This window comes from Janthinobacterium sp. GW821-FHT03C08 (assembly GCF_059420905.1).
The window spans coordinates 38779-62080 of record NZ_JBWKUP010000009.1 but is presented as its reverse complement, the minus strand read 5'-3'; the positions used below and the strand labels follow the sequence as shown (position 1 = coordinate 62080).

General features: G+C 64.6%; 18 protein-coding genes and 1 pseudogene. 12 read left to right on the top strand and 7 right to left on the bottom strand.

Translation table 11 applies throughout. The annotated features are described in order from the left end of the window. Window positions 1-86 precede the first annotated feature (86 nt). Window positions 87-2399, bottom strand: a pseudogene (metE, locus tag AC07VL_RS14265) (5-methyltetrahydropteroyltriglutamate--homocysteine S-methyltransferase). A gap of 118 nt (window positions 2400-2517) precedes the next feature. Here metE and AC07VL_RS14260 point away from each other — a divergent pair. The 5 genes from AC07VL_RS14260 (at window position 2518) to AC07VL_RS14240 (ending at window position 7929) form a co-directional block, all read left to right on the top strand. Continuing rightward, window positions 2518-3426 (top strand): LysR family transcriptional regulator, encoded by a 909-nt coding sequence (locus AC07VL_RS14260; RefSeq protein ID WP_494806463.1) that lies wholly within the window; start codon window positions 2518-2520, stop codon window positions 3424-3426. A 74-nt stretch (window positions 3427-3500) separates the two neighbouring features. After that, window positions 3501-4040 carry a TIGR01841 family phasin gene (phaP, locus tag AC07VL_RS14255; RefSeq protein WP_494806462.1) on the top strand — a complete coding sequence of 180 codons (540 nt, stop codon included), beginning with the start codon at window positions 3501-3503 and terminating at the stop codon, window positions 4038-4040. 213 nt (window positions 4041-4253) lie between these two features. After that, window positions 4254-5432, top strand: a complete 1179-nt coding sequence (locus AC07VL_RS14250; RefSeq protein WP_131374678.1) for an acetyl-CoA C-acetyltransferase — start codon at window positions 4254-4256, stop codon at window positions 5430-5432. Between the two features lie 213 nt (window positions 5433-5645). After that, on the top strand, window positions 5646-6386 hold the full coding sequence (gene phbB / locus AC07VL_RS14245; RefSeq protein WP_086144442.1) for an acetoacetyl-CoA reductase: 741 nt from the start codon (window positions 5646-5648) through the stop codon (window positions 6384-6386). 115 nt (window positions 6387-6501) lie between these two features. Next, window positions 6502-7929, top strand: coding sequence for a hypothetical protein (locus AC07VL_RS14240; protein WP_494806461.1), 1428 nt, complete (start codon window positions 6502-6504; stop codon window positions 7927-7929). Here AC07VL_RS14240 and AC07VL_RS14235 read toward each other — a convergent pair. Then, window positions 7866-8486, bottom strand: a complete 621-nt coding sequence (locus AC07VL_RS14235; RefSeq protein ID WP_494806460.1) for a LysE family translocator — start codon at window positions 8484-8486, stop codon at window positions 7866-7868. The genes AC07VL_RS14240 and AC07VL_RS14235 overlap by 64 nt on opposite strands. A gap of 163 nt (window positions 8487-8649) precedes the next feature. Here AC07VL_RS14235 and AC07VL_RS14230 point away from each other — a divergent pair, with 163 nt between their 5' ends. From AC07VL_RS14230 to AC07VL_RS14215, 4 genes are all read left to right on the top strand, one after another. Continuing rightward, the gene (locus AC07VL_RS14230; protein WP_494806459.1) at window positions 8650-9132 is read left to right on the top strand and encodes an Lrp/AsnC family transcriptional regulator; all 483 of its coding nucleotides are present in this window, start codon (window positions 8650-8652) and stop codon (window positions 9130-9132) included. A gap of 88 nt (window positions 9133-9220) precedes the next feature. Further along, on the top strand, window positions 9221-10177 hold the full coding sequence (pip, locus tag AC07VL_RS14225; protein ID WP_494806458.1) for a prolyl aminopeptidase: 957 nt from the start codon (window positions 9221-9223) through the stop codon (window positions 10175-10177). Between the two features lie 112 nt (window positions 10178-10289). Further along, window positions 10290-10730, top strand: a complete 441-nt coding sequence (locus AC07VL_RS14220; RefSeq protein ID WP_290602082.1) for a DUF2721 domain-containing protein — start codon at window positions 10290-10292, stop codon at window positions 10728-10730. A 43-nt stretch (window positions 10731-10773) separates the two neighbouring features. Further along, window positions 10774-11229, top strand: coding sequence for a hypothetical protein (locus tag AC07VL_RS14215; protein WP_494806457.1), 456 nt, complete (start codon window positions 10774-10776; stop codon window positions 11227-11229). Window position 11230: 1 nt separating this feature from the next. On the opposite strand, the gene AC07VL_RS14210 is transcribed toward AC07VL_RS14215, so the two are convergent. Further along, window positions 11231-11824, bottom strand: a complete 594-nt coding sequence (locus tag AC07VL_RS14210; RefSeq protein ID WP_494806456.1) for an SRPBCC family protein — start codon at window positions 11822-11824, stop codon at window positions 11231-11233. Between the two features lie 164 nt (window positions 11825-11988). On the opposite strand from AC07VL_RS14210, the gene AC07VL_RS14205 reads away from it, so the two are divergent. Further along, window positions 11989-14034: a 2,4-dienoyl-CoA reductase FMN-binding domain-containing protein gene (locus AC07VL_RS14205; RefSeq protein ID WP_494806455.1), complete on the top strand. Its 2046-nt coding sequence runs from the start codon at window positions 11989-11991 to the stop codon at window positions 14032-14034. An 8-nt stretch (window positions 14035-14042) separates the two neighbouring features. On the opposite strand, the gene AC07VL_RS14200 is transcribed toward AC07VL_RS14205, so the two are convergent. From AC07VL_RS14200 to AC07VL_RS14185, 4 genes are all read right to left on the bottom strand, one after another. Then, window positions 14043-15011: an IS1595 family transposase gene (locus AC07VL_RS14200; protein WP_494806454.1), complete on the bottom strand. Its 969-nt coding sequence runs from the start codon at window positions 15009-15011 to the stop codon at window positions 14043-14045. A gap of 144 nt (window positions 15012-15155) precedes the next feature. Next, complete coding sequence (locus AC07VL_RS14195) at window positions 15156-16868, bottom strand: cation:proton antiporter domain-containing protein (protein WP_494806453.1); 1713 nt, start codon at window positions 16866-16868, stop codon at window positions 15156-15158. A gap of 211 nt (window positions 16869-17079) precedes the next feature. Next, on the bottom strand, window positions 17080-18201 hold the full coding sequence (locus AC07VL_RS14190; protein ID WP_494806452.1) for a beta-ketoacyl-ACP synthase III: 1122 nt from the start codon (window positions 18199-18201) through the stop codon (window positions 17080-17082). Between the two features lie 204 nt (window positions 18202-18405). Next, on the bottom strand, window positions 18406-19851 hold the full coding sequence (locus tag AC07VL_RS14185; RefSeq protein ID WP_494806451.1) for a S41 family peptidase: 1446 nt from the start codon (window positions 19849-19851) through the stop codon (window positions 18406-18408). A 325-nt stretch (window positions 19852-20176) separates the two neighbouring features. Here AC07VL_RS14185 and AC07VL_RS14180 point away from each other — a divergent pair, with 325 nt between their 5' ends. Both AC07VL_RS14180 and AC07VL_RS14175 read left to right on the top strand, forming a co-directional pair. Further along, window positions 20177-20752 (top strand): hypothetical protein, encoded by a 576-nt coding sequence (locus AC07VL_RS14180; protein WP_494806450.1) that lies wholly within the window; start codon window positions 20177-20179, stop codon window positions 20750-20752. A 472-nt stretch (window positions 20753-21224) separates the two neighbouring features. Continuing rightward, the gene (locus AC07VL_RS14175; RefSeq protein ID WP_494806449.1) at window positions 21225-23300 is read left to right on the top strand and encodes a M13 family metallopeptidase; all 2076 of its coding nucleotides are present in this window, start codon (window positions 21225-21227) and stop codon (window positions 23298-23300) included. Window positions 23301-23302: the final 2 nt, after the last annotated feature.

The window sequence follows — 23302 nt, the reverse complement described above, 5'->3', positions numbered from 1 at the left end:
GAAAACGGGGGCGGCTGCGGCAGTGCAGGCGCCCCCGTTTTTTCCATGGCACTATTGGCGCAGCTGTCAGGGCGGTACTGCTGCGCTTAGCCGGCGCGCATCTGCTTTGCCGCCGCCACCATATTGCGCAAGGCCGCTTCCGTTTCCGCCCAGCCCCGCGTCTTCAGGCCGCAGTCCGGATTCACCCATAAATGGGCCGGCGGGATGACGGCGCTGGCCTTTTGCAGCAGGCGCACCATGTCGACGGTCGTGGGAATGCGCGGCGAGTGGATGTCGTACACGCCGGGGCCGATCTCGTTCGGGTACTGGAAGTCGCCAAAGCCCGCCAGCAGTTCCATGTCCGAGCGGCTCGTCTCGATGGTGATCACGTCCGCATCCATGGCGGCGATCTGCGGCAGGATGTCGTTGAACTGCGCATAGCACATGTGCGTGTGGATCTGCGTCGTGTCGCTGACGACGGAGGCGGCGATGCGGAAGGCGCGCGTGGCCCAGTCCAGGTAGGCGTCCCACTGGCCGCGGCGCAGGGGCAAGCCTTCGCGGATGGCCGGCTCGTCGATCTGGATGATGCCGATGCCGGCCGTTTCCAGGTCTTCCACCTCGTCGCGGATGGCCAGGGCCAGCTGCAGCGCCGTCCTGGCGCGGGGCTGGTCGTCGCGCACGAACGACCATTGCAGGATGGTGACGGGGCCCGTCAGCATGCCTTTCATGGGTTTGCGCGTCAGGCTTTGCGCGTGTACCGTCCAGGCGACCGTCATGGCGGCCGGGCGCTACACGTCGCCGTAGAGGATGGGCGGCTTGACGCAGCGCGAACCGTACGATTGCACCCAGCCCAGGCGGGTAAACACGAAGCCATCGAGCTGTTCGCCGAAGTATTCCACCATGTCGTTGCGCTCCGCCTCGCCATGCACGAGCACGTCCAGGCCCAGCGCTTCCTGGCGGCCCACGGCGTGGGCGATCTCGGCGCGCATCTGTCGTGCGTAGTCGGCGGTGGCCAGTTCGCCCCGCTTGTGGCTGGCGCGGGCGGCGCGGATGGCCGCCGTTTGCGGGAAGGAGCCGATGGTGGTCGTGGGGAAAGCGGGCAGTTGCAGGCGGGCGCGCTGCACGGCCTGGCGCTGGGGGAAGCTGGAATCGCGGCGGTCGGCGGTGGGCGACAGCGCCTGCAGGCGCTGCGCCACGGGCGCCCGGTGCACGCGGGCGCTGGCGCGGCGACCGGCGATGGCCAGGCGCGAAACGGCCAGGCCCGCCGTGTCGGGCTGGCCGGTGAGCGCCCCCTTCAGCAGGGAAAGTTCTTCCAGCTTTTCCGTGGCAAACGCCAGCCAGCTCCGGATTTCCCCGTCGAGCACCGTTTCCCCTTCCAGGCTGAACGGCACGTGCAGCAAAGAGCACGACGGCGCCAGCCACAGGTGGCCGTTGCGCCTGGCCGCCAGCGGTTGCAGCACGGCCAGGGCCGCGTCGAGGTCGGTGCGCCAGACATTGCGCCCATCGACGATGCCGATCGACAAGACTTTATGCGCGGGCAGCCAGTCCGTGACGCTGACCAGTTCGTGCGGCGCGCGGATGCCGTCCACGTGCAGGCCGGCCACGGGCAGGCGGCAAGCCAGGCTGAGGTTTTCTTCCAGCGGCGAGAAATACGTGGCCAGCAGGATATTCACGCCCACCTGGTTCAGCTGCCAGTAGGTGCTTTCAAAGGCGTTGCGCCACGCGCTGGGCAAGTCCAGGCCCAGGATGGGCTCGTCGACCTGCACCCAGGCCACGCCCTGCCGCTTCAGCCGGTCGAGCAGGGCGCCGTACACGGGCAGCAATTGTTCCAGCAGGGCCAGGCGGTCGAAACCAGGCGTCTTTTCCTTGCCCAGCCACAGGAAGGTGAGGGGACCGATGAGGGCCGCCTTGACCCGGTGGCCCAGCGCCTGCGCCTCGGCCACTTCGTCGAACAGGCGCTCGCAAGCCAGCGAGAAGCGCGTCAGCGGCGACCATTCGGGCACCAGGTAATGGTAATTCGTGTCAAACCACTTGGTCATTTCCAGCGCGTGGTCGCTGGCGTCCTGCGCAGGGTGGCCGTGGCTGCAGCCGGCGTGGGCTGTGTGCGTGTCCGCGCCGCGCGCCATGGTGAAGTAGCGCGACAGGGGCGATTGCTGCGCATCCAACTGGAAACGGGCCGGTTCGCAGCCCAGCAGCTGGATATGGCTGGCCACCTGGTCGTAAAAGGCGAAGTCGCCCACGGTGACGTAGTCGAGGCCGGCGTCGCGCTGCTGCGCCCAGTGGCGTGCGCGCAATTGTTGCCCCGTGGCTTCCAATGCCGCCTCGGACAGGTCGCCGCGCCAGTGGCTTTCCAGCGCCGATTTCAGTTCGCGCGCGGCGCCGATGCGGGGAAAACCAAGAATATGCGTGTGGATGGTCATGATGTCATCGAGATTTAATGTGGATGCGCTAGAGTGTGCGGCAATCTGGTCTATAATCAAAACGAAACATTTTGCCGAATAACATGAAAATAATTCACGTCCATCTCTTCCTGCCCCGATGCTAGAAATCCGCCACCTGCGCACCCTGAGTGCCTTGCGTTCGTCCGGCAGCCTGGTGCGCGCCGCGCAGCTGCTCAACCTGACCCAGTCGGCGCTGTCGCACCAGATCCGCCTGCTGGAAGAGCGCTATCACGCGCCCTTGTTCGAGCGCAAGTCCATGCCCATCGCCTTCACGGCCACGGGCAGCCGCCTGCTGGAGCTGGCCGACAAGCTCTTGCCCGAGATCGAGCTGGCCGAGCGCGACGTGGCGCGCCTGTCGCAGGGCGACAAGGGGCAGTTGCGCGTGGCGCTGGAATGCCATACCTGTTTCGACTGGCTCATGCCTGTCATGGATGCGTTCCGCCAGCGCTGGCCGGAAGTGGAGATCGATCTGGTGTCCGGCTTTCACAGCGAGCCGGCGGACTTGCTGCGCTCGGGCGAGGCGGATCTCGTGATCGGCTCGCCGTACGGCCCCGATTTCACCGTGTTTCCCCTGTTCCGCTTTGAAATGCTGGTGGTGATGGCGCAGAAGCACCGGCTGCAGGCGCAGCGGCGGCTGGCGGCGGCCGACTTCACGGGCGAGACGCTGATCACCTATCCCGTGCCGGAAGAGCGCATCGACCTGATCCGTGAAGTGCTGCGCCCCGCCGGCATCCAGTTCGAGCGCCGCACGGCGGAATTGACGGTGGCCGTGCTGCAGCTGGTGGCGAGCCGGCGCGGCATCGCCGCCTTGCCGAACTGGGCCATCAAGAATTACGTGGATTACGATTATGTGGTGGCGCGCCCCGTGGGCGAGCACGGCTTGTGGAGCGACCTGTATGTGTCCGTGCCCGACCACCTGCAGGACAAGGCGTATGTGCGCGATTTCGTCAGCGTGATACGGGAACAGTGCGCCGCTACGCTCGATGGTATCAAGTTGCTGTCCTGAGCCACGCGAGTCGGCAACAAACCAACAGAAAAGCTTGATAAATATCAAGGTTTAGCAAGGAACCGCCGCTTACAGTGGAGTACTGTGCGGCGCAACATGGCACCGCCTTCAAATTGGGGAGGAACGAAATGTTTTCATTTTCCGAGCAATGGGCACTGGCCGGCAAGGCCGTGGTGGAAGCGCAATGGATCAGTGCGCAGGCGTATGCGCAGGCGGCGTTCGACAGCGGCGCCAGCGTGCTCGACTTGCAGATCGATGCGGCCCGCACGGCGCTGGCTGCCGCTACGGTAGCGGGCAATCAGCTGCTGTCGGCGAAAGACCCGCAAGCCTTGCTGCAATTGTCGCGCACGCAGTCGCAGCTGGCCATGGAACGCATCGGTGCCTATGGCCGTCAGGCAAAGGATGTTGCTCAAGAAACCCAGGAGAAATTTGCCAGCGTGACAAAGGGTGAGTTTGCTGCATCGCGTCAAAAAATGGATGAGCTATTGCAGGTGGTAAAGCAAACCCCCGTACCCCTGATTATTCCCTTCAATAATTTTCTAAAAACCCCTTTCGGCGCTGCCGATGAAGGGTATGATAAAAATAAACACACGCGTCCGGCAAGCCGGACGTAAGCGCGTCGCGGCCCGGGCTGCGGCTATCCGCCGCGCCAGGCCGCCCGCCGCCACCGCAGGGCAGGCAGACATCGTTGCCGCCTGCGGTGCGGCGCTGGAACTGTGGCACCTGCCACGCTAGAATGAAACACAGCCTGCTGTGTCTTCGCGGATTCATTGGATTGTTTTAGCACCTTGACCTTGGCCCTCGTGGCCTGCATATCGGAGAAATAAATGGATGATGTCGTAATCGTGGCCGCCGGCCGTACCGCAGTCGGCAAATTCGGTGGCAGTCTGGCCAAGATTCCTGCGTCCGAACTGGGCGCACATGTAATCAAGGGCTTGCTGGCGCAAACCGGCATCGACCCGAACCTGATCGGCGAAGCCATCCTGGGCCAGGTGCTGACGGCTGCCGTCGGCCAGAACGCCGCGCGCCAGGCCGTCATCAAGGCCGGCTTGCCGAGCAGCATACCTGCTTTCACCATCAATAAAGTCTGCGGCAGCGGCCTGAAGGCCACGCACCTGGCGGCGCAGGCGATCAAGTGCGGCGACGCCAACATCATCATCGCCGGCGGCCAGGAAAACATGAGCGCCTCGCCGCACGCGATGAACGGTTCGCGCGACGGTTTCCGCATGGGCGACTTCAAGATGATCGACACCATGATCGTCGACGGCCTGTGGGACGTGTACAACCAGTACCACATGGGCATCACGGCGGAAAACGTCGCCAAGAAATACGAAGTGACGCGCGCCGAGCAGGATGAATTCGCCCTGCAGTCGCAGCTGAAGGCGGAAGCGGCGCACAAGGCGGGCAAGTTCAAGGATGAAATCCTGCCGCTGGAAATCACCAGCAAGAAAGGCACCGTCGTCTTCGACAGCGACGAATACATCAAGCCTGGTTCGACCCTGGAATCGCTGGCCGGCCTGCGCCCCGCGTTTGCCAAGGACGGTACCGTCACGGCGGGCAATGCTTCCGGCCTGAACGACGGCGCCGCCGCCGTCATCATGATGTCCGCCTCGCAAGCGAAGGAACTGGGCTTGAAGCCGCTGGCACGCATCAAGGCCTACGCCTCGTCGGGCCTGGACCCGGCCGTCATGGGCATGGGCCCCGTCTCGGCCTCGCGCCTGTGCCTGAAAAAGGCCGGCTGGACGCATGAAGAACTGGACTTGATGGAAATTAATGAAGCGTTTGCCGCGCAGGCGATTGCCGTCAACAAGGAAATGGGCTGGGATACCAGCAAGATCAACGTGAACGGCGGCGCGATTGCCATCGGCCACCCGATCGGCGCGTCCGGCGCGCGCATCCTGGTCACCCTGATCCACGAAATGATACGCCGCGACGCCAAGAAAGGCCTGGCCGCACTGTGCATCGGCGGCGGCATGGGCGTGGCCCTGGCCATCGAACGCGACTAAGTAGCTGGCACCGCCCCCAAGCTACGGCGCGGCGCGCTTTGCGGCCTGCGATGCTCGCCGTGTTGAAACACGGTTGCGCTTCTTAGCCACAAATCATCGCCGCTCGCTACGCTTGGGTACGGTGCGGTACGCCGCTGTAATTCTCGGCGGAACTGGGTTGCTTTCGCAAAATAATTAACTTTTTAGCAATAGAACGACACTGAGGGGATGAAAATGGCAAGAGTTGCATTGGTAACTGGTGGCATGGGCGGTCTGGGCGAAGCGGTGTGTTTCAAGCTGGCGGCGCTCGGCTATCGCGTGGTGACGACCTATTCCCCGGGCAATCCGAAGGTCGCCGACTGGCTGGCGACGACGAAGGACATGGGTTATGACTTCAAGGCCTATCCGTGCGACGTGGCCGACTACGATTCGGCCGCCGCCTGCGTGGCGGCCGTGGAAAAGGACATCGGTCCCGTCGACGTGCTGGTGAATAACGCCGGCATCACGCGCGACATGACGTTCAAGAAGATGGACAAGACGAACTGGGATGCCGTGATGAGCACCAACCTCGATTCCGTCTTCAACATGACCAAGCCCGTCTGCGACGGCATGGTGGAACGGGGCTGGGGCCGCATCATCAACATCTCGTCCGTGAACGGCCAGAAGGGCGCCTTCGGCCAGACCAACTATTCGGCCGCGAAGGCGGGCATGCACGGCTTCACCAAGTCGCTGGCGCTGGAAGTGGCGCGCAAGAACGTCACCGTCAACACCATCTCGCCCGGCTACATCGGCACCAAGATGGTCATGGCGATTCCACAGGAAGTGCTCGACAGCAAAATTATCCCGCAAATTCCGATGGCGCGCCTGGGCAAGCCGGAAGAAGTGGCCGGCCTGGTGGCCTACCTGGCTTCCGATGAAGCGGCGTTCGTCACGGGCGCCAACATCTCCATCAACGGCGGCCAGCACATGTCGTAAGCGTTGTTGAGGTAAAACAAAAAGACAGCTGCGGCTGTCTTTTTTATGCCGGCAAGCAAAACGGGAAAAGCGCGCGCCATGCCTTAGAATCGGCGCTTTCCCTTTCCTTTCTGCCATGCCTCCTGTTCCCGCCCTGCGCCGCGCCAGCCTGGCCGCCGTGCTCTTCCTGGCCGCCGCCGCGGCACAGGCCAGTGTCGCGTTTCACGTCACGGTCGATACCGACAGGGTCATCAAGCCGGGCGCGAGCAGCAGCCTGCCCGCCACGGCTAGCACCGGCAGCGACGTCGTGCTGGGGCCGCACGGCATCCGCGTGCGCGAAGGCCAGCAGCTGTCCGTGCTCGACTTTGCCGCGCGCCGGCGCTACGTCATCGACACGGCGGCGGCGACCTATGACGCCTATTCCCTGTTCGACACCGTCGGCTTCCGCGCTGCCGAGCTGCGGCAGCGGCAAGGCATCGCCGGCGCCCTGCAGGCCGGCGGCGTGGCGCTGCAGGCGACGCCGCCCGTGTACGAGGAACAGGCATTATCCGTGTCGGCCGGCCGGCGGCGCGGCCCGCTGCTGCCGAACGTGCTCGATGGCGCCGTGCTGTGGTCGCTGGACAAGCAGCCCCTGCTGCGCCTCGGCATCGCCGGCACGCCCGTCAGCGACGACGACGCCCGGGCCTTTGCCCAGTTCCTGCGTTACACCTGGGGCGGCCATCCGCTGGTGCTGGCCATGCTGGCCGGTGGCAAGCAGATTCCAGCCGACTTCACCCTGCATTATCAGGATGTGGCCGGCAGTGTCACGCGCCGCTTCCGCGTGAGCCAGGTGCGCACCGATGCGCCTGACGACTTTTCCCTCGCCGCCTACCGGCCGCGCCCGGTGGCGGCCGGCGCCCCCGAACTGGAGCGCGTGCTGGCGCAGGCGGCCCGCCTGGCGCCGCTTGATGCGCAGCTGCACCTGGCGCTGCGGGCGGAAGCGGAGCGGCTTTTTGCCGCCCAGCAACCGTTCCAGGCCTTCTTGCTGATGTTGGAAGATAACCTGTCGACGGGGGCGCTGGTGGACCAGCTGTCGCGCGAACAGCGGCTGGCGCTGGAAACGTGCGAACCCGCGCACCAGTTGCTGCGCGCGCTGTCGGCCAAGGACCAGGACGCCATCGGGGCGGGGCTGGCGAGCGTGCAAGCCCTGCGCGCCCAGGCGGGCGGGCAGCAGCCCGTGCTGCAAGTGTTCGAAGCCAACCTGCGCGGCAAGCTGGGACAGTGGCCCGCAGCGACGGCCCTGTACCTGCAGGTGCTGCAGGCCCGGCCCCGCCTGACGGGCGCGTACAAGGATCTGGGCGACGCCCTGTATGCGCAATTCGACATGCCCAACGCCTGGCGCAGCTGGGACGCGGGCCGGGCGCTGGTGCCCGCGCACCGCCTGTTTGCTGGCGTGAACCGGCTGGAACAGGGCTTGCTGCGCGACTATCCGGCCTTCTTCGACGGCGGCGTGGCCGCTGCTCAGCCCAGCACCAGCCGTCCGGCCAGCAGCACGAAGACGGTGGGCAGCACGAACTTGCCGTAAGGCGAGGGTTTGCCGCGCAGGCGGCGCGCCAGGCGGGCCGCGGCGATGGCGTACACGGCATCGAACAGCAGGCCCACCAGCACGAGGATGGCGCCCAGGCGCAGGTATTGCATGCCGACACTCTGCGTGCCGACGACGAATTGCGGCAGGAACATGCTGCAAAACAGCAGGGCCTTGGGATTGAGCAAGTTGGTCAGGAAGCCCCGCACCAGGCTGGCGCGGGCGCTGTGGGCCGTGGCAGGCGCCGCCGCTTCCGGCGCCGTCTTGTGCGACAGGGCCGACTGCAGCAGGCGCAGGGCCAGGTACAGCAGATAGGCGGCGCCTGCCCATTTCACCCATTGCAGCGCTTGTGGATGCGTCACCATCAGCGCGGCCAGGCCCGCGCCCGACAGCGCCACGTGCACGGCGCGCGCACCGGCGATGCCCAGCGCCGTCACCAGCGCCGTCGCCACGCCGCGCGCGGCGCCCGTGGCCAGCACCAGCGCCATGTCGGGGCCAGGCAATAAAAACGCGCCGGCCAATGCCAGCAGGTACATCAGGAAGGTAGAATCAGACATGGCGCGGCTCGGTAACGGCGTAGAGTAAGGGCGGGAGCAACGGCGTGTGCCGCCTGCTCGCCGGGCCCCATTATGTTCTTGCTGAGATGAAATGTGCTTGCTTTTCCTGCCTCCCATGCCCTAGTATTCGGGTAGATTCCACTCCTATAAAAACAAAAATTAGATGAAAATTTCAGAAGTTAGCCTCGATGCCACCGATTTGCAGATTCTGCGGCTGTTGCAGGATGAAGGACGGCTGTCCAACGCGCGCCTGGCCGAGCGCTTGAAGCTCAGTGAAACCCCCGTCTGGCGCCGTTTGCGCCGCCTGGAAGAGGAGGGCTTCATCACCGGCTACCAGGCTTTGCTCAACCGCAAGAAGCTGGGTATCGGCCTCGTTGCCTTCGTGCGCGTCGTGTTTGCCAACCATGGCGGCGAGCAGCCGTCGCAGTTCGAGCATGCCATCGCCACGATTCCCGAGATTTTGTCCTGCCACAATGTGGCGGGCGAAGCCGATTATTTCCTGCAAGTGGTGGCGCGCGACCTGGAAGCGTATGGCGAATTCGTCTCGACGGTCTTGCGCCGCCTGCCCGGCGTGGCGGAGATCCAGTCCAGCCTGTCGATGCGCGAAATCAAGTCGTCGAACCGCCTGCCCCTGCTGCTGGCCTGAGGCGACGGGGGCGCACTATAATTGGGGCAGTTGCCAGGCAAGGCTGCCTGGCGGACTGCCCGAACCCTGACCGCTCACGAGGACCGCCATGCCAGACTCCCTGTCGCCCCTGTTTCCCGCCCTGACGCCGAACCGGCACGGCATGCTGGCCGTCGATGACCTGCACACCATCTATTGGGAAGAGTGCGGCAACCCCGACGGCATCCCCGTGCTGTTCCTGCATGGCGGCCCCGGCGCGGGCCTGTCGCCGCAGCACCGCCGCTTCTTCGACCCCCTGCGCTACCGCGTGATCCTGTTCGACCAGCGCGGCGCCGGCAAGTCCACGCCGCTGGGCGAATGGCGCAACAACACGACGCAGCTGCTGATCGCCGACATCGAACGCCTGCGCGCCCAGTTCGGCATCGACCAGTGGCTGGTGTTCGGCGGCTCGTGGGGCTCGACCCTGGCGCTGGCGTACGGCCAGGCGCACCCGGCAGCCTGTCTCGGTTTCGTGCTGCGCGGTATTTTCTTGTGCACGCAGGCGGAAATCGACTGGTTCATCGACGGCGTGCGCTGGTTTTATCCGGAGCTGCACGCGGAATTCGCCGCCCTCATCCCGCCCGAGGAACGGGGCGACCTGCTGGCGGCCTATGCGAAACGCATCCTCAGCAGCGATCCCGCCGTGTACTGGCCGGCCGCGCGCGCCTGGAGCCGCTTCGAGGGCCGCCGCGTGTACCTGATGCCGCAGCCGGACGATGCGCCGAACGACGCGCTGGACCTGGGCGTGGGCCGGCTCGAATCGCATTACATGGCCAACCTGGGTTTCTTCGAGGAAGACCAGCTGATACGCAACATGGCACGCATCGCGCACTTGCCGGCAGTCATCGTTCAAGGGCGCTACGACGCCATCTGCCCGCCCCTGTCGGCGTATCGCCTGCAGCAGGCCTGGCCCGGCGCGCAGCTGGAAATGATCCCCGATGCGGGCCATGGCGCGTTGGAGCACGGCATCGCCTCGGCGCTGGTGCGCGCCACCGAGCGTTTCGTGCCGGGGCGCGGCTTCGCATGAAAGGCCACCATGCCTGGCGGCAAAGTGGCCAGCCGGCATGTGCCACCTGCTACACTATGGCCTGTACTGGCGCCACGGTCGGGCGCCGGTGTGAACCCACGACTTTTTATCCATGAACATACAGATCGGCGACATCGGCCATATCATCCAGCTGGCGATCGCGCCGGTTTTCCTGTTGACCGGTATCGGCACCATGCTGGTGGTGCTGACCAACCGCCTGGGGCGCATCATCGACCGCACGCGCGTGCTGGAAGACCGGCTCGACATCGGCTACAACGATTTCTATATGGATGAGCTAGATACCCTGTATAAGCGCACCCATCTGATCAATTATTCGATTTCCCTCAGCACGGCCTGCGGTTTCTTCGTCTGTGTCATCATCGCCATGCTGTTTTTGGGCGATATACTGAACCTGACCCTGGACAAGTACATCGCCGCCTTCTTCGTGCTGGCCGTGCTGTGCCTGATCGGCTGTTTTATTTATTTATTGCGCGAAATTTACCTGGCCGCCACGGCCCAGCGCATCCGGCGCCACATCCGCCCGCCCCGTTGAGCGGCCGCGCCGGTTTACCCTACTATTGAAGAACGAGTCACGTATGCACGATTACCAACGCCCTCCCACCCTGCACCGCTACGGCCAGCGCAGCGAACTCGAACTGGCGCTGAGCCTGGGCCAGTTCCGCCTGACGCCGGCGGGCAATTGCCTGACCCTCAGCTTTTCCCAGGTGTGGGACAAGAAACTGTTCGATGTGTTCGCCCCTGCCGACGCCTGTTTGATCATCCACAATACGGAAGAATTCGGCGAGCGCCTGCACCGCGCCGTGCAGCGCACCCTGCCCAGTTGGGCCGGCATCGACGGCGTCGTCGAATACGGCCAGCGCGCCGCCCTGGGCGCCGCCTTCACCAAGACGCGCGCCGAAGCGGTTGAACAGGAATGGCTGTTCGCCTGGCGCTCGATGCAGCCGCAGGCCAGCCTCAATCCCGTCACGGTAAAGCTGGGCAGCCTGGAAAACTTCGCGGAAATCCGCGACCGCGACACGTATCTGGCTTGATTTATCCGGCCTTGTCGGCGTGCTGGCTGTCGATGCGTGCCAGCACGGCCGCCATCATGCGCTCGATATCGCCGCGTATCATGGCCGTGCCCAGCATGCCGGGCACGTAAAAGCCCGGCATCAGCCGGCTGGAAAAGACGATGCGCGTGCCGCCCGTCTCGGGCACGGGATACAGGTTCCAGCGCGATTCGTAGTGCCGCATGTCGCCGGAAATGAGGTCGATGTCGATGGCCGTGGGCGGCGTTTCCAGGGCCCGCACCACCAGGTGGATGGCGTGGTTCATGAACAGGAAGCGCGCCATGCCCTGCTGTTCGATGATGACTTCGTTGCCGTTGCGCGACAGCACGCGGCAGGAACTGAGGTCGGGCACGAATTCGCTCATGCGTTCGTAGGTGGTGAGGGTCTTCCACACGGAGGCCGGCGGCGCCAGCACGCTGCCGCTGGCATCGACTTCATACATGCGCTGCCCGTCGACCTCGATGCGCTTGACGTCGACCTTCAGCTTGTCCAGGCGGGGCGCCTGCGCCTGCGCCGAGACGGCCACCGGGGTGGCGACGGCGCACAGCATCAGCAGGCAGAGAAAGAGTCGCGTCATGGCACCTAGCCTACGGGAAACTTGCGCCCGGCACAAGCTGCGCGCGCCAGCAGCCCCCGCGCGCAGGCCGATTTAGAACCCCCGGTCTAGAGAAAGTCGCTGCGGCGGCCCGCAATGCTTGTTACCGTACGGCTTGCATACCACCTTCTATCGGACCGATCACCATGACTGCCTATCCCCACCTGCTGGCCCCGCTCGACCTGGGCTTCACCACCTTACGCAACCGCGTCATCATGGGGTCCATGCATACGGGGCTGGAAGACCGTTTTTATCATTATGGCAAGCTGGCCGCGTTTTACCGCGAGCGGGCACGGGGCGGCGTGGGGCTGATCGTCACGGGCGGCATCTCGCCGAACCGCCAGGGCTGGCTGCTGCCGTTTGGCGGCACCCTGAACTTCCTCGGCGACGTGCCGAACCACCGCAAGGTGACGCGCGCCGTGCACGAAGAGGGCGGCAAGATCGTCATGCAGATCCTGCATGCGGGCCGCTATGGCTACCAGCCCTTCGTCGTCTCGGCGTCGGCCAAGAAATCGCCGATCTCGCCCTTCCGCCCCCGTCCCCTGACGGAACGGGGCATAGAGCGCACCATCTGCGACTACGTGCGCTGCGCGCGCCTGGCGCGCAAGGCTGGCTATGACGGCATCGAAGTGATGGGCAGCGAAGGATACTTATTGAATCAGTTCCTGTGCGCGCGCACGAATCTGCGCCAGGACCGCTGGGGCGGCAGCATCGAGAACCGCATGCGCCTGCCCGTGGAGATCGTGCGCCGCATCCGCGCCGCCGTCGGCCCCGACTTCATCATCATGTACCGCCATTCGCTGCTCGACCTGGTCGAGGGCGGCAATACCTGGGACGACGTGGTGACGGTGGCCAAGGCCCTGGAACAGGCGGGCGTGACGATCCTCAACACGGGCTACGGCTGGCATGAAGCAAGAGTCCCCACCATCGTCACTTCCGTGCCGCGCGCCGCCTTTGCGAGCGTGGCGGGCCGGCTGCGCCGCGAAGTGACGATTCCCGTGGTGGCTTCGAACCGCATCAACATGCCGCACGAGGCCAACGCCATCCTGGAGCGGGGCGACTGCGACCTGGTGTCGATGGCGCGGCCCTTCCTGGCCGACCCTGACTTCGTCGCCAAGGCGGCCGCGGGCCGCGCCGACGAGATCAATACCTGTATCGGCTGCAACCAGGCGTGCCTGGACCACACCTTTGCCAACCAGCGGGCCAGCTGCCTCGTCAACCCGCGCGCCTGCCATGAAACGGAACTCGTCTACGTGAAAAAGGCCGTGCCGCGCCGCGTGGCCGTCGTCGGCGCGGGGCCGGCGGGCCTGTCCGCCGCCACCGTGGCGGCCGAATGCGGGCACCAGGTGACCCTGTTCGACAGCAGCGACAGCGTGGGCGGCCAGTTCAAGGTGGCCATGCAGATACCGGGCAAGGAAGAATTCACGGAAACCATCCGCTATTTTGCCCGCCGCATCGCCTTGTCGCAGATCAAGCTGCGCCTGGGCCAGCGCGTCACGCGCGAGCAGTTGCTGGCCGGCGGCTATGACGACGTCATCATCGCCACCGGCATCAAGGTGCGCATGCCGGCCATTCCCGGCATCGACCACCCGAAAGTGCTGTCCTACCTGGATGTGCTGCAGGAGAAGAAGCCTGTCGGCGCGCGCGTGGCCATCATCGGCGCGGGCGGCATCGGCTTTGACGTGGGCGAATATTTACTGCACGACCCGGCGCACCCGCTGCCCCAGCCCGTGGCCACGTGGGCGGGCGAGTGGGGCGTGGACCTGGACGCGGCCACGGGCGGCGGCCTGGTGCCGCCCGTGGCGTCGACGCCCGTGCGGCAGATTTTCCTGCTGCAGCGCAAGACATCGAAGGTGGGGGCGGGCCTGGGCAAGACGTCGGGCTGGGTGCACCGGGCGGCGCTGGCGAGGAACGGCGTGGCCATGCTGGCCGGCGTGAGCTATGACAGGATCGACGACCAGGGCCTGCACATCACCGTGGGCGGCGAGCAGCGCCTGCTGGCCGTGGACAACGTCGTCATCTGCGCGGGCCAGGACAGCCTGACGGAACTCATGCCGGAAACGGACAAGGATGGCAAGCCCCTGCAGGCGGGCGGTCCCCGCTTCCATAAAATCGGCGGCGCCGCGCTGGCGGCGGAGCTCGATGCCAAGCGGGCGATACGGGAAGGGGCGGAGCTAGCCGCCAGTTTGTAAAAAGAAGGCTATGTCACCATCAAGTGTGGGAACGCTCCCAACGTTGCCTTCAATAAGGTTTCTGGCGAGCGGATGCGCCCGGCATCGAGTATCCAGCGCCATCCCAGGTAGTTCGGCAGGTAGCGCGTGGCCACGCCGTGAAAGGGCCGCAGCCATTCCCGCAGGCGGCTGTGATAGGCGTTGACGTTCTGCACGTGGACGGCGCCCCGCACGCGGATGCCGGCGCGCAAGTTGACGGTATGGTGGCTGATGCCCGCAGCGCGCGCGAAGGCCCGGTAAGCAGCATGGCCGTCCGTTACCAGCAAGACATCCTTGTCGATGACGGGAGACAAACAGTCGTGCAACTGCGCCGTGGTCAGTGCGCCTTGTCCTGTGACGAAAGCCAGGGTCTGTCCCGTGCGGTCGCGCGCCACGAGGATGCAGACTTGCTCACTAGAAATGCCGCGCTGGCGGGCATGGCCGCCCCGGCGACGCGCCGGACGCATCAGATGCCGCGCACCCTTTTGCGATTCCAGCACATACAGTTCGTCGGCCTCGGCGATGCCATGCAGGCAATGCGGCCGGTCCGTTTTTGCCAGGGCTAAAAACCGGTGGCGCCAGCGGAAGGTGGTGTTGCGGTGCACGCCCAGCTGGCGCGCTGCCTGGCGCACGGAATCGGATGCCAGCAGGCAATCGGCATACGCCAGCCAGCGTCCCTTGTGGCGCAAGCGGGCCAGCGGCGTGCCGGTGAGCGCATTGAAGGTGCGCCCGCACGGTACGCAGCGGTAGCGCTGCAGCCCGTGGGCGTGGCCATGGCGGTGACAGTGTGTGGATTGGCAGGCGGGGCAGTGCAAACGCTGCCGGGCCACGCTTTCGACCAATGCCACGGCGGCATCCGGCGATGCGGCGCCATGCAGCAAGGCGATACCCGCCAGACGCTGGCGTTGACTCAGATTGGCAAACTGGGCAATAAAACGTTTCCATTCTGCGGCTTGCATGAGGTGCTCCCATCTGGCTGGTCCACTCGGTTAGACCTCAGCCATACTGTGAGTTCCCCTACTTGTCGAGGACAGAGCCAAAAAGAAAGCCTGCCGGCTGGGTGGCGGGCAGGCTTGTTGTACGGAAAGGGCGCTGGCGCTGGATTAATGCCCGCCATGCCCCTTCCTGGCCGCATCAAAACTCTGCAGCACGTGTTCGGCCATGCCATTGGCCAGTTCGTGTTCGCCGATGAAGACCTTGCCGGCGTTTTCCGCGCGCAGCAATTCCGCCTCTTCCTCGCTGTGCGTGCGCACCACCGTCATGATGGTGGGGTTGAGCGCGCGCGCCGTCTCGATCATGGCGCGCACGTGGAAGGTGTCCGGCGTGGCGATGACGAGCATGGTGGCATGCGTGATGTGCGCCTGGATCAAGACGGCCGGTTCGCCCGCATTGCCGGCCACGGCCGGGATGCCCTGCTTGCGCAACTGGTCGACGATTTCGCGGTTTTCCTCGGCTACGACGAAGTGGATGCCCCGCTCCATCAGGGCGGCGGCGATGCGCCGGCCCACGCGGCCATAGCCGACGAGGACGATCTGCCCCGACAGCTTTTCCTGCGGCACCGTCATCGGCAGCTCGGCCAGCGGGTCGGTGGTGCGCTCGAACTTGCGCGCGAAATCGCTGTTGCCGATCACGCGCAGCAGCGGCTTGGCCATGCTGAAGACGAGCGGGTTGAGGGCGATGGAGAGGATGGCGCCGGCCAGGATCAGGCTTTGCCCTTCCTGCGGCATCAGGCCCAGCGACAGGCCCAGGGCGGCCAGGATGAACGAGAATTCACCGATCTGCGCCAGGCTGGCCGAGACGATGATGGCCGTCTTGGGCGGATAGCGCAGGGCCATCACCAGCAGGAAGGCGGCGATCGACTTGCCGAAGATAATGATGGCGCACACGGCCAGCACCTGCAGGGGCTTGTCGATGAGGATGGTCGGCTCGAACAGCATGCCGACGGAGACGAAGAACAGCACGGCAAAGGCGTCGCGCAGGGGCAGGGACTCTTCCGCGGCGCGGTGGCTCAGTTCGGACTCGCGCAGCACCATGCCGGCGAAGAAGGCGCCCAGCGCGAAGGACACGCCGAACAGCTTGGTCGACGCGTAGGCGATGCCGACGGCGGCGGCGATCACGCACAGGGTGAACAGTTCGCGCGAACCGGTGCGCGCCACCTGCCACAGGATCCACGGGAACAGCTTGCGGCCGACGACCAGCATGAAGATGATGAAACCGGCCACTTGTCCCAAGGTCACGGCCAGGGTGTGCCACAGGCTGACGGCCTCGGCATCGGGCGCGGCCTTGCCGCCCAGCACACTGGCAAACGCCGGCAGCAGCACGAGCACCAGCACGGTGACGAGGTCTTCCACCACCAGCCAGCCGACGGCGATGCGGCCATTGAGCGAATCGAGGATGCCCCGTTCTTCCAGCGCGCGCAGCAGCACCACGGTACTGGCCACGGACAGGGCCAGGCCGAAGATCAGTCCGCCGCCGAGGCTCCAGCCCCACCAGTGGGCCAGGCCCATGCCCATCGCCGTGGCGACGGCGATCTGCAGGATGGCGCCAGGCAGGGCGATCTTGCGCACGTCCCATAAATCCTCGATGGAAAAGTGCAGGCCGACGCCGAACATCATCAGCATCACCCCGATTTCCGCCAATTGCCCGGCTATTTCCGCATCCGCTACAAAACCGGGCGTGGCCGGTCCGATGATGATGCCGGCGGCCAGATAGCCGACCAGGGCCGGCAGTTTCAGGCGCGCGGCAATGAAGCCGAAGATGAGGCCGAACCCGAGGGCGGCGGCGATGGTGGTGATCAGACTGATGTCATGGGGCATGCGGGGTGGGTTCCTTATGGCAGCGTGCGGATGGAAAAAGATGTTGCTCAGGGGCTAAGTATAAACGCAACAAAGCTGCGGCTGGAACTATCCTGCCGCTTTTTTTGTAAAAAACTTGTGCCACATCTTCGTCCAGGTAGCCGCGAATTGATGCCAATTCACCATGAACTGCGCCTAATTCAATGAATCAGGCGATTCTATGCCGATGCGCTCAGACCTTGCGCACGATCACGCAGCCGATGGAATAGCCGGCGCCGAACGAGCAGATGACGCCCGTGGCACCCGCCGCCATGTCATCCTGATATTTATGGAAGGCGATGATGGAACCGGCCGACGATGTATTCGCGTAGGTGTCGAGGATGACGGGCGCTTGGTTCTCTTGCGCGTCGCGGCCCAGGATCAGGCGCGCGATCAGCAGATTCATGTTCAGGTTAGCCTGGTGCAGCCAGTAGCGGGAGACTTGCGCCACTTCCACGCCGGCCTTGGCCAAGGTCGCCTTGATCATCTCGGCCGCCATCGGGCACACTTCCTTGAAGACCTTGCGGCCTTGCTGGCGGAACAATTTGTCGGCCTTGCCCACGCCGGACTCGTCAAAACGGTTGAGGAAGCCGAAATTGTTGCGGATGGCGTTAGAGAAGCGCGTTTTGAGTTCCGTGCCGATGATCTCGAACTGGTGCGTGGAGACGGCCGTGTCTTTCGCTTCCACGATGATGGCCGTGCAGGCGTCGCCGAAAATGAAATGGCTGTCGCGGTCGCGCCAGTTCAGGTGGCCGCTGGTGATTTCGGGATTCAAGACCAGCACGGCGCGCGCCTGGCCGCTTTGCACGGCGGCCACGGCTTGCTGGATGCCGAAGGTGGCCGACGAGCACGCTACGTTCATGTCAAAACCATAGCCATCGATGCCCAGCGCATCCTGCACTTCTACGGCCATAGCCGGGTAGGCGCGCTGCATGTTGCTGCAGGCGACGAGCACCATGTCGATGTCGGCCGGCGTGCGGCCGGCGCGCGCCAGCGCGTCGCGGGCGGCGGCGACGGCCATTTCCGCCTGCAGGGACAGTTCGTCATCGCCCCGTTCCGGGATGCGCGAGACCATGCGGGCCGGATCGAGGATGCCGTCCTTTTCCATGACGAAGCGCGACTTGATGCCGGACGCCTTTTCGATGAAGGCCACGCTCGACAGTTCCAGCGCCGTCACCGTGCCCGCGGCGATCGCGTCGGCATTGTCGGCATTGAACTTTTCCGCGTAGGCGTTGAAGCAGGCGACCAGTTCTTCGTTGGAGATCGAAAATGGCGGCGTGTACAGGCCGGTACCGCTGATGACGACTTGTTTCATGGTTAAACTTTCAAATTTGGCAATCGGCGCGATGCCGATAAGTGAAGCAAATTTTACACAAACGTGCTCGACTGTAGAGAGTTTCGTGTTGCGGGGGAGGGCGATGTGTGGCGCAAGACGGATTTTTGTCGCGTGGACGGGATAACGGGGGCATGGCGCCCCCGCTGGATGGAGTCAGACCCGGCGGGTCTGCCCTCGCATTGCCTACTTTTTCTGTTCTTTCTTGACGTCGGCCTGCACCACCACCGGTTCCGCCTTGGCCAGCTGCACCGGCAAGCCTTTCAGGTGGTTCAGCGCCTGGTGCAGCTGGAAATCGTCCTTGCTGCCGAATTCCAGCGGCTTGCGGGTTTTTTCCAGGGCGATGATGCGCAGCTGCTCTTCCATTTCGTCATTGACGGGGGCGGCGGCCTTGGCGCTTTCCGGGTCGCGGTCGTTGCTCAGGTGCTTGGTCAGGTCCGCTTCGCGGATGCGCAAGCCGTTCAAGCCGTCACCGTCCGCGTTTTCATCGACGAGCAGGTCGGGCACGATGCCCTTGGCCTGGATCGAGCGGCCGTTCGGCGTGTAGTAGCGGGCCGTCGTCAGCTTCACGGCCGTGTCGGCCGTCAGCTGGCGGATGGTTTGCACGGAGCCCTTGCCGAAGGTTTGCGTGCCGATGATGGTGGCGCGCTTGTAGTCCTGCAGGGCGCCGGCGACGATTTCCGAGGCCGAGGCCGAACCCGTGTTGACGAGCACCACCAGCGGCACTTGCTTGATGGCGGCTGGTAATTTCGCCAGGGCATCGCCTTCCGAGCGGAAGGTATAGTATTCGGCGCGGCCGTAGAACACCTGTTTCGAGTCCGGCAGCTGGCCATTCGTCGAGACGATGGGCGAGTCCTTCGGCAAAAAGGCGGCCGAGACGCCGATGGCGCCCTGCAGCACGCCACCCGGATCGTTGCGCAGGTCGAGCACCATGCCCTTGATGTGCGGGTCCTGCTTGTACAGCGCCGTGATCTGCGCGGCCATGTCGTCGACGGTCGGTTCCTGGAATTGCGACACGCGCAGCCAGGCGTAGCCCGGCTCGATCATGCGGGACTTGACGCTCTTTTGATGGATTTCCTCGCGCGTGATGACGAAGGACAAGGGTTGCGGTTCATCCTTGCGGGCGATGGTCAGCGACACCTTGGTGCCCGGTTCGCCGCGCATGCGCTTGACGTTGTCGTCCAGGTTGACGCCCTTGACGGGCTGGCCATCGAGGCGGGTGATCAGGTCGCCGGCCTTGATGCCGGCGCGGTAGGCGGGCGAATCCTCGATGGGCGAGACGATCTTGATGTAGCCGTCTTCGCTCAGGCCAATTTCGATGCCCAGGCCGACGAACTTGCCTTCGGAACCTTCGCGCAGCTCGGCATAGGCTTTCTTGTCCAGGTAGGCGGAATGGGGGTCGAGCGAGGCGACCATGCCGGCAATGGCTTCCTCCAGCAGTTTCTTGTCTTCCACCGGCTCGACGTAGTCGGACTTGATGAGGCCAAACACATCGGCCAGCTGGCGCAATTCTTCCAGGGGCAGCGGCGGTTCGACGGTTTTTTGCGCCATCGCCGAAAATTGCAGCGACACGGCGACGCCGGCCACCACGCCCAGGCCGATCAAGCCGGTATTTTTGAGTTTGCCCATCATTGCACCTTTGCAGCGGTAGTGTCTTGCACCAGCGCCAGTCCCCGTGGAGCGGCGCTTTCCTGAAAGTATAGACCTGAATCCCGGCCGGCGTGGGCCGGGCGGGGAAAAAGCGTGCCTTGGCACAGTCTAGACGGGGAATGGCGTGCGCCAGCTTGCCATGTGTTGCTGTTTTGTATGCGATGTATAGTTAGTCTTGAGGGGAGTAAGCATTTGTAAGAGTCGAAAAAAAGCGTGTGCGGCGGGCCTATAGTGAATTCGCATTCTCGACCCGAAGTGGTTTTGCCTGCGTCTTCGGACGCAGGCTTTTTTTTTAGCCGGAGTTCCCATGACATCGTTGACCTTTCCCCCCGCCCTGCGCCGCCTCGGCCTGGCTTTCCTGCTGGGCACCAGCGCCTTGACCGCTTCGGCCGTGCCGATCGCCGAAATGCGCCTGGAGGACTTGCTGCCCATGGCGCCCGACTTCAAGACGGAATTGAAACTCAATGCGAATCAGACCATCTTGTGGCAGCAAGTGGAAGGAAAAACCCGCCAGCTCTTGCGCGAACGCAAGGCGCGCCGCGAGCGCCTGCAGGCGAGCGTGACGCAGGGCTTGCAGGCGCCCCGCCTGGAACTGCGCGACCTGGTGGGCGGACTGGACAATGAAAGCACCGTGAGCCTGGCCGAGGAAAAGCAGGTGCGCGAATGGTGGCTGAGCGTGAACGATGCCCTCGACGAGCAGCAGCGCCAGATGGTGGCCCAGTTCATCGCCGGCCAGATGGCGCGCGTGATGGATGCGGCCGTGCCGCACGGCGAGCCGCGCAGCGCGCCGGCCGGCGAGCACGGCGGGCGCAAGGGGGGCAAGGGCGGCATGGGCATGAACGTGGGCAGCGGCGGCGCCAGCATGAATATGCCTGGCAACTGAGGCCGTGTAACTGCTTGGCTGGCCGGCAAGGATGCGCGGCCAGCGGGCGGAACGGGGCTTGCGGCGCAAAGTGTTGTAATCCTGGCCACGGAATTGTTGCGGAATTGTCGTGCAAATGTATCGTAAAGTAAAAAAATCGCTGTGTCGCCGCCTGGGTCCCGCGCCGCGGGCGGCCGCGCCGGTCCTGGCCGCGCGCGCTGACGGCCGCCATTTCCGGGCGAAGATGGCGCGAGGCGCAGCACACGGGGGCGCCGGCAGGTGGCCGACTTTCAGGCGCATTCAGGGGGTAACCGAGTCTTGACGGGGCTGGCGGCGCGCGCGGACGGCGCCGGCGCCGGGGCGGCGGGGATGGTCAAGCCTTATGTTGCCGTGCTACATTCCTGAAGCGCCTGGCGCGGCGGGCTCTTCATATGAGGCACTCCGCCAGAGGCTACCCGCCTGATCTCTTTGACATGCCCCATAAGGACAATCCGTGAACCGATACCTCTTAAGCAGTCTGACCCTGTCCCTGTTGGCTGCGTTTGCCAACGCCGCCGAGCCCGCATCCGCCGCCGCCGCGCCGACCGTCGCTCCCAGCGCCGCGCCTGCCGCCGCCGGTGCCGTCTCCGGCATCGACGTGCAATACATCGATCCTGCCGTGCGCGTGCAGGACGATTTCTTCACCCATCTGAACGGCAAGTGGCTGGCCACGACCGAGATCCCGGCCGACAAATCGAGCTGGGGTTCCTTCGCCAAGCTGCGCGACGACACGACGCCACAGTTGCGCGGCATCATCGAAGCCACGCAGCAGGACAAGAACAAGAAAGCCGGGTCGGAAGCGCAGAAAATCGGCGACCTGTACGCCAGCTACATGGATGAAGCCAAGCTGGAGTCGCTGGGCGTGAAGCCGCTGGCAGGCGAACTGAACCGTATCCGCTCGCTGCGCGACAAGAAGGGCGTGCCGGCCCTGATCGCCCACCTGAGCCAGACGGGCGTCGCCACGCCGTACGCCGTGTACGTGGGCCAGGATGCGCGCGCCTCGACCAAATATGCCGCCTACGTGAGCCAGAGCGGCCTGGGCATGCCGGACCGCGACTATTACCTGGAAGCCAAGCAGGCGGGCGTGAAGGAAAAATACCAGGCGCACGTGGAAAAAATGCTGTCCATGGCCGGTGACAAGAACGCCGCCGCCCACGCCAAGGCCGTGGTCGCCCTGGAAACGTCGCTGGCCGAAGTGCAATGGACCAAGGTCGAGAACCGCGACCCCGTCAAGCGCTACAACAAGACGGACATCGCCAAGCTCAACGACCTGACCCCCGGCTACGACCTGAAGTCGGGCCTCGCGGCCCTGGGCATCGCCAACAAGGTCGATTACGTCATCGTCAACCAGCCGAGCTACCTGGCTGGCTACAACAAGGTGCTGGCCGCCACCGACCTGGACACCCTGAAAGCGTATTTCGAATGGCATTTGCTGCGCAGCTACGCCAGCTACCTGTCGAAAAACTTCGTCGACGAGAGCTTTGCCTTCTACGGCACGGTGCTCAGCGGCGTGACGCAGAACCAGCCGCGCTGGAAGCGTGGCGTGGGCGCCGTCGATGGCGTGCTGGGCGAAGCCGTCGGTAAACTGTACGTGGCGCAATATTTCCCGCCTGAGCGCAAGGCGCACATGCAGGAACTGGTGAAAAACGTGCTGGCCGCCTACAAGGACAGCATCGACACCCTGGACTGGATGAGCCCGGAAACCAAGAAGGAAGCGCAAGCCAAGCTGGCCAAGTTCACGCCGAAGATCGCCTATCCGAACGTGTGGCGCGACTACTCGAAGCTGCAGATCGTGCAGGGTGACCTGGTGGGCAACATGATGCGCGCCGCCAATTTTGGCTCCGCCCGCAACGTGGCCAAGCTGGGCAAGCCGATCGACCGCGAAGAGTGGGGCATGACGCCGCAGACGGTGAACGCGTATTACAGCTCGACGATGAATGAAATCGTCTTCCCCGCCTCCATCCTGCAGCCGCCGTTCTTCGACGCCAATGCGGACGATGCCGTCAACTATGGCGCCATCGGCGCCGTCATCGGCCATGAAATCAGCCATGGCTTCGACGACAAGGGCAGCCAGTCCGATGGCGACGGCAACCTGCGCGACTGGTGGACGCCGGCCGACCGCAAGAATTTCGCCGCCAAGGCCGACGCGCTGACCAAGCAATATGACGGCTATAGCCCATTGCCTGGCTACAACGTCAACGGCGCGCTGACCCTGGGCGAAAACATCGCCGACAACTCGGGCGTGGCGATTGCCTACAAGGCGTACAAGATCTCGCTGGGCGGCAAGCCGGCCCCCGTGCTCGATGGCCTGACGGGCGACCAGCGCTTCTACATGGGCTTTGGCCAGGTGTGGCGCAGCAAGATGCGCGAAGCGCAGCAAATCGTGCAGATCAAGACCGACCCGCATTCGCCGGGCCAGTACCGCGCCAACGGCACCATGGTCAACCAGCCTGCCTTCTATGAGGCATTTGGCGTGAAACCGGGCGACAAGATGTACGTTGCCCCGGAAAACCGCGTCATCATCTGGTAAGC

Excerpts from the sequence above, each read along its gene's own strand:
- AC07VL_RS14260 (WP_494806463.1), top strand. The coding sequence starts at position 2,518 with ATGCTAGAAATCCGCCACCTGCGCACCCTGAGTGCCTTGCGTTCGTCC.
- AC07VL_RS14250 (WP_131374678.1), top strand. The coding sequence starts at position 4,254 with ATGGATGATGTCGTAATCGTGGCCGCCGGCCGTACCGCAGTCGGCAAA.
- phbB (WP_086144442.1), top strand. The coding sequence starts at position 5,646 with ATGGCAAGAGTTGCATTGGTAACTGGTGGCATGGGCGGTCTGGGCGAA.
- AC07VL_RS14240 (WP_494806461.1), top strand. The coding sequence starts at position 6,502 with ATGCCTCCTGTTCCCGCCCTGCGCCGCGCCAGCCTGGCCGCCGTGCTC.
- AC07VL_RS14235 (WP_494806460.1), bottom strand. The coding sequence starts at position 8,486 with ATGTCTGATTCTACCTTCCTGATGTACCTGCTGGCATTGGCCGGCGCG.
- AC07VL_RS14230 (WP_494806459.1), top strand. The coding sequence starts at position 8,650 with ATGAAAATTTCAGAAGTTAGCCTCGATGCCACCGATTTGCAGATTCTG.
- pip (WP_494806458.1), top strand. The coding sequence starts at position 9,221 with ATGCCAGACTCCCTGTCGCCCCTGTTTCCCGCCCTGACGCCGAACCGG.
- AC07VL_RS14220 (WP_290602082.1), top strand. The coding sequence starts at position 10,290 with ATGAACATACAGATCGGCGACATCGGCCATATCATCCAGCTGGCGATC.
- AC07VL_RS14215 (WP_494806457.1), top strand. The coding sequence starts at position 10,774 with ATGCACGATTACCAACGCCCTCCCACCCTGCACCGCTACGGCCAGCGC.
- AC07VL_RS14210 (WP_494806456.1), bottom strand. The coding sequence starts at position 11,824 with ATGACGCGACTCTTTCTCTGCCTGCTGATGCTGTGCGCCGTCGCCACC.
- AC07VL_RS14205 (WP_494806455.1), top strand. The coding sequence starts at position 11,989 with ATGACTGCCTATCCCCACCTGCTGGCCCCGCTCGACCTGGGCTTCACC.
- AC07VL_RS14200 (WP_494806454.1), bottom strand. The coding sequence starts at position 15,011 with ATGCAAGCCGCAGAATGGAAACGTTTTATTGCCCAGTTTGCCAATCTG.
- AC07VL_RS14195 (WP_494806453.1), bottom strand. The coding sequence starts at position 16,868 with ATGCCCCATGACATCAGTCTGATCACCACCATCGCCGCCGCCCTCGGG.
- AC07VL_RS14190 (WP_494806452.1), bottom strand. The coding sequence starts at position 18,201 with ATGAAACAAGTCGTCATCAGCGGTACCGGCCTGTACACGCCGCCATTT.
- AC07VL_RS14185 (WP_494806451.1), bottom strand. The coding sequence starts at position 19,851 with ATGATGGGCAAACTCAAAAATACCGGCTTGATCGGCCTGGGCGTGGTG.
- AC07VL_RS14180 (WP_494806450.1), top strand. The coding sequence starts at position 20,177 with ATGACATCGTTGACCTTTCCCCCCGCCCTGCGCCGCCTCGGCCTGGCT.